1 protein-coding gene is annotated in these 5,840 nt (G+C 75.4%); it reads right to left on the reverse strand.

Translation table 11 applies throughout. The features are described from left to right. On the reverse strand, positions 1–5,840 hold a 5,840-nt coding region (locus SGA01_RS40360; RefSeq protein WP_141303372.1), incomplete at both ends, for a type I polyketide synthase.

Raw genomic sequence — 5,840 nt, forward strand, 5'->3', positions numbered from 1 at the left:
CTCCGAGGGCTTCCAGCTCGTTCACGAGGTCGCCGGCGCCCGGGGCGTCCGTGCCCCGGCGGCTCACGAGCAGGAGACGCCGCACGCCCCACTCGCTCACCACGTGCCGGGCGACCAGTCCGCCCAGTCCGCCGGTGCCGCCGGTCAGCAGGACCGTGCCCTCCGGGTCGAGCGCCGGCGCGTCGGTGCCGGTCTCGGGCCGGACGGAGGCCAGGCGGGCCAGCCGGACGGTGCCGTCGTGCAGGGCGAGCTGCGGTTCGTCGCGCAGGCCCGCGTCGGAGAGCACCGACGGCAGGGTCCGGTACGACGAGGCGTCGTCGGCCAGGTCGAGCAGGCCGAAGCGGCCGGGGTTCTCGGTCTGCGCGGTCCGTACGAGACCCCAGGCGGCCGCGTGCGACAGGTCCTCGCCGCCGTCGTCGGCGCCGGACCCCTCGGGGTCCCGCACCGCACCGCGGGTGACCAGGAGCAGGCGGGTGCCCGCGAGGTGCTCGTCGGCGAGCCACGCCTGGAGCAGCTCCAGCGTCCGGGCCACCGTGCCCCGTACGCCCTCCGCGCCGCCGTCGGCGGGACCCGCGGGCAGCGGGGCCAGGACGGTACGGGGCGCCGGGGCGCCGGCCGCCACGTCCTGGGACAGCGCGGCCAGGTCGGGGTAGAGCCCGACCTCGACGCCCGCGGACTCCAGGGCGGCGGCGACCTTCAGCTCGTCCTTGCCGAGGACGGCGGTCGGCCCGTACGAAGTGGCGTGCAGGTCCTGTTCGGCGGAGGAGGCCAGGGCGTACGGACGCCAGGCCACCCGGTGCATCAGCCCGCCGACGCGGCTCGCCGCCGCCTGATCGGCGGTGACCGGGCGCAGCGTGAGGCGTTCCACGGAGACCAGCGGGCGTCCCTCGCCGTCCGTCAGGGACAGCGAGACGGCGTCCTTCCCCGCGGATGCGAGACGGACCCGGGCCGCCGCGGCACCGGCCGCGTGCACGGTGACACCGCTCCAGTGGAAGGGGACGCGGACGAGCTCGGGCTCGTCGACGAGACCGCCGACCGCGATGGCGTGCAGCGAAGCGTCGAGCAGGGCGGGGTGGATGCCGTAGGGGGCCGCCGCCGCACTTCCGCCGCCGTTCGCGGTCGCGGTCGCGTTCGCGTTCGCGTTCGTGGTCGCGGGGAGCGTGATGTCGGCGAAGACCTCACCCTCGTACCGCCACACCGCGTTCAGCCCCTGGAACAGCGAACCGAAGGCGAGGCCGTTCCCTTCGAGCCGCTCGTAGAGACCGTCGAGCGGCACCTCCTCGGCGCCCTGCGGCGGCCATACGGCCGCACGGTCGGGCGCGACGGGCAGCTCGGGCCGGTCGGTGGCCAGCAGACCGGTCGCGTGGCAGGACCACGCGGTACCGGCGGGCGCGTCGGCGAGCCGCGAGTGGAGGGAGACGGGCCGTGCGCCGTCCCCGGCCGACTCGCCGCCGGGCTCTCCGGCCGGCGCCCCGACCGTCACGCGCAGCTCGACGCCACCGTGCTCGGGCAGCACCAGCGGTTCCAGCAGGGTCAGCTCCCGCACGTCACGCAGACCGGCGGACTCCGCCGCGTGGGCCGCGAGTTCGACCATCGCGGCGCCGGGGAGCAGGACGCTCCCCAGGACGGCGTGGTCCGCGAGCCACGGGTGGCTGCGCAGGGAGAGGCGGCCGGTGAGCAGCAGGCCGTCCCGGTCCGGGAGGCTGACCACGGCGCCGAGCAGCGGGTGGTCGGCGGAGCCCAGGCCGAGGCCGGCGGTGTCCAACGCGGTGTCGGCCGCCGGGGCGTCCAGCCAGTAGCGGTCGCGCCGGAAGGAGTACGTGGGCAGGTCGAGGCGGTGCGCCCCGGAGCCGGCGAACCAGGCGTGCCAGTCGGGCCCGGTGCCGTGGGCGTGAGCCCTGCCGAGGGCGTCCGCGACGGTCTCGGTCTCCGACCGCTTGCGGCGCAGCAGCGCCACGAGCAGCGGCCGGGGCCGGAGCGCGCCGGCGGCGGAGTCGGCGGGAGAGCCGGCGAGAGAGTCGACGGGGGTGCCGGCAGCGGAATCCGCAGGGGTGTCCGCGAGGCCGTCGGCCGCCATGGCGGTGAGGACCCCGTCGGGGCCCAGCTCCAGGCAGGTCCGCACGCCGAGGTCGCGCAGGACGCGGACGCCGTCGAGGAAGCGGACGGTGCCGCGGACGTGCCGGACCCAGTACTCGGGGTCGCACAGGTCGTCCGGGCCGGCGGCCAGGCCGGTGACGTTCGAGACCACGGTCAGGGAGGGGCGCCGGAACTCCACCGTCTCCAGGACGGCGCGGAACCCGTCGAGCATGCCGTCCATGTGCGCGGAGTGGAAGGCGTGGCTGACCCGCAGCGCGCGGGTCCTGCGGCCGAGCCCGGACCAGTACGCCTCCGCCTCCCGCGCCGCGTCCGCGTCGCCGGACAGGACGGCGGCCTCGGGGCCGTTGACGGCGGCGACGTCCAGACGTCCCGCGTACCGCTCCTCCGTCTCCAGCCATACGCGGATCTCGTCCTCCGCGGCCTGGACGGCGAGCATCGCGCCACCGGCGGGCAGCTCCTGCATGAGCCGGCCGCGCGCGGCGACCAGGCGGGCGGCGTCGGCGAGCGAGAACACACCGGCGACGTGCGCGGCGGCGATCTCGCCGACCGAGTGACCGAGCAGCGCGGCCGGCCGCACGCCCCAGCTCTCGACGAGCCGGAAGAGCGCGACCTCTAGGGCGAACAGCGCGCACTGCGTGTACCGCGTCTCGTCGAGCAGCGCGGCCTCCGCGCTGCCCTCGGCCGCGAACATCACGTCGAGCAGGGGCAGTTCGAGGTGGCCGTCGAGGTGGGCGCAGATCTCGTCGAGCGCCCGGGCGAAGACGGGGTGCCGGTCGTACAGCTCACGGCCGGCGCCGGGGCGCTGACTGCCCTGGCCGGTGAAGAGGAACGCGGTGGTGCCGTCCCGGGCGGTGTCCAGGTACACGTGGGCCGAGGTGCCGCCCCGGGCCAGCGTGGCCAGCCCGTCCAGGAACCCGTCCCGGTCGGCGGCGGTCACGGCGGCGCGGTGCGCGAAGGCGGTGCGGCTCGTAGCGAGCGTGTACCCGACGTCCCGCAGACGGGCCGGTCCGTCCGCGTCCGACAGGTCGGCGGCGGGGTCGGACAGCCAGGCGTGCAGGGCGGCGGCCTGGCCGCGCAGCGACTGCTCGTCCTTGGCGGACAGCACCCAGGGCAGGTGCCCGGGGAGGGGCGCCTCACGGCTGTCGGAGGCCTCAGCGACCTCGGAGGTCCCAGCGACCTCGGAGGTCCCAGCCATCCCAGCCGCCTCAGGCACCTCATCGGCCCCAAGCACCTCAGCAGCAGCGTCCGGCGCCTGCTCCAGCACGACGTGCGCGTTCGTCCCGCTGATGCCGAAGGAGGAGACGGCGGCGCGGCGCGGACCGGTGCCGGCCGGCCAGTCGATCGGCTCGGTGACGAGGGCCAGACCGCTGTTCGCCCAGTCGACGTGCGGGCTCGGCTCGTCGGCGTGGAGGGTCTTCGGCAGGGTGCCGTGGCGCATCGCGAGGACCATCTTGATGATGCCCGCCGCACCGGCCGCGGCCTGGGTGTGCCCGATGTTGGACTTCACGGAGCCGATGGCGAGCGGCCGTTCCGTGGGCCGCTCCTTGCCGTACGTGGCCTGGAGGCCCTGGGCCTCGATGGGGTCGCCCAGCGACGTTCCCGTGCCGTGCGTCTCGACGGCGTCGATGTCGCCGGGCGTCAGCCGGGCGTCGGCCAGCGCCTGCCGGATCACCCGCTGCTGCGAGGGTCCGTTGGGCGCGGTCAGCCCGTTGCTGGCGCCGTCCTGGTTGACGGCGGTACCGCGGACCACGGCGAGCACCGGGTGACCGTTGCGCCGCGCGTCCGAGAGCCGCTCCACGAGCAGCAGGCCGACGCCCTCCGCGGCGCCGAACCCGTCGGCGTCCGCCGAGAAGGCCTTGCTGCGGCCGTCCGGGGCGAGCGCCCGCTGACGGCTGAACTCCACGAACATGTGCGGGGTCGCCATCATCGCCACACCACCGGCGAGTGCCATCGTGCACTCGCCGCTGCGCAGCGCCCGCACCGCCAGGTGCAGGGCGGTCAGCGACGACGAGCAGGCGGTGTCGACGGTCGTCGCGGGCCCTTCGAGACCGAAGGTGTACGCGATACGGCCCGACGCGACGCTCGGCGTGCTGCCGGTCAGCAGGTAACCCTCCACGCCACGCGGGGCGTTCGGGACGCGGGCCGCGTAGTCCTGGTAGGAGAGGCCGATGAAGACGCCGGTGCTGCTGCCGCGCAGCGAGGCCGGCTCGATGCCGGCCCGCTCGAAGGCCTCCCAGGACGTCGTGAGGAGCATCCGCTGCTGCGGGTCCATGGCCAGCGCCTCGCGCGGCGAGACGCCGAAGAACTCCGCGTCGAACTCGGCCGCGTCGTGCAGGAACCCGCCCTCGCGGACGTACGCCCTGCCGAGCGCGTCCGGGTCGGCGTCGTACAGGCCGTCGAGGTCCCAGCCGCGGTCGGTGGGGAACGGCGTGATGCCCTCGCCGCCCTCGGACAGCATCCGCCACAGGTCCTCAGGGCTGCGGATGTCACCGGGGTAGCGGCAGCTCATCGCGACGATCGCGATCGGATCGTCGTCGGCATCGGTGCCGGCGCCGACGGTGGCGGGCAGCGCCGCGGACTGCCGGGCGTCCGCCGTCTCCTCGTCGCCGAGGAACTCGCTGCGGAGCAGCGACACGAGGGCCAGCGGCGTCGGGTGGTCGAAGACGAGCGTCGCGGGCAGCTGGAGTCCGGTCGCCCGGGTCAGCCTGTTGCGCAGCTCGACACCGGCGAGCGAGTCGAAGCCGATGTCCTTGAAGGCCCGGTCGGCGGCGACGTCCTCCGGCGAACGCATCCGGAGCACGGCGGCGGCCTGCGCCCGTACGAGACCGAGGAGGATCTCCGTACGCTCGCCGGGCGCCGCGGCGGCCAGCCGCTCGGCCAGCGGGTTGCCGCCCTGGGCGGAGCTCCCGCCCTGCCCGGCCGTGGCGCTCTCCCGCGCGTCGATGATGCGCCGCACCTCGGGCAGCTCCTCGACGAGGGGCTGCGGGCGACCGGAGGAGTACGCGAGGTAGAAGCGGTCCCAGTCGATGTCCGCGACGGTGATCGCGGTCTCGTCCCGGCCGAGCACGGACTCCAGTGCGGCCAGGGCGAGTTCCGGGTCCATGCCGGGCACGCCGTGGTTGCGCAGCCGCTCGGCCACGCCGTCACCGGCGGCCATGCCGCCGCCGTCCCACGGCCCCCAGGCCACCGAGACGGCGGACCGGCCGGCGGCCCGGCGGCGAGCGGCGAGGGCGTCGAGATAGGCGTTGTGCGGGGCGTAGTTGCCCTGCCCGGGGATGCCCAGAGTGCTCGACACGGACGAGAAGAGCACGAACGCGTCGAGGTCGAGGTCCCGGGTCAGCTCGTCGAGCACCGAGGCACCGACGGCCTTCGCACGGTGGGCCCGCCGGACCTGCTCGGCGGTCAGCGTGTCCACGATGCCGTCGTCGAGCGCGCCGGCGGTGTGGACGACGGCGGTGAGGGGCGCCTCGGCGGGGATGCCGTCGAGAAGGGTGCGCATGGCGTCGAGATCGGCGACATCGCAGGCGGCGATGGTGACACGGGCGCCCAACACAGCCAGCTCTTCGGCGAGTTGGGTGGCTCCGGGGGCTTGTTCGCCACTGCGGCTGATGAGGAGGAGGTGTTCGGCTCCGTGGCGGGCCATCCAGCGTGCGGCGTGGCTGCCGAGGGCTCCGGTGCCGCCGGTGATGAGGATGGTTCCGTGGGGTTGCCAGTCGCGGGTGGGTCGGCGTCCGTGGAGGGGT

The sequence above is a fragment of the Streptomyces gardneri genome (assembly GCF_006539185.1).
GTDB lineage: Bacteria > Actinomycetota > Actinomycetes > Streptomycetales > Streptomycetaceae > Streptomyces > Streptomyces gardneri.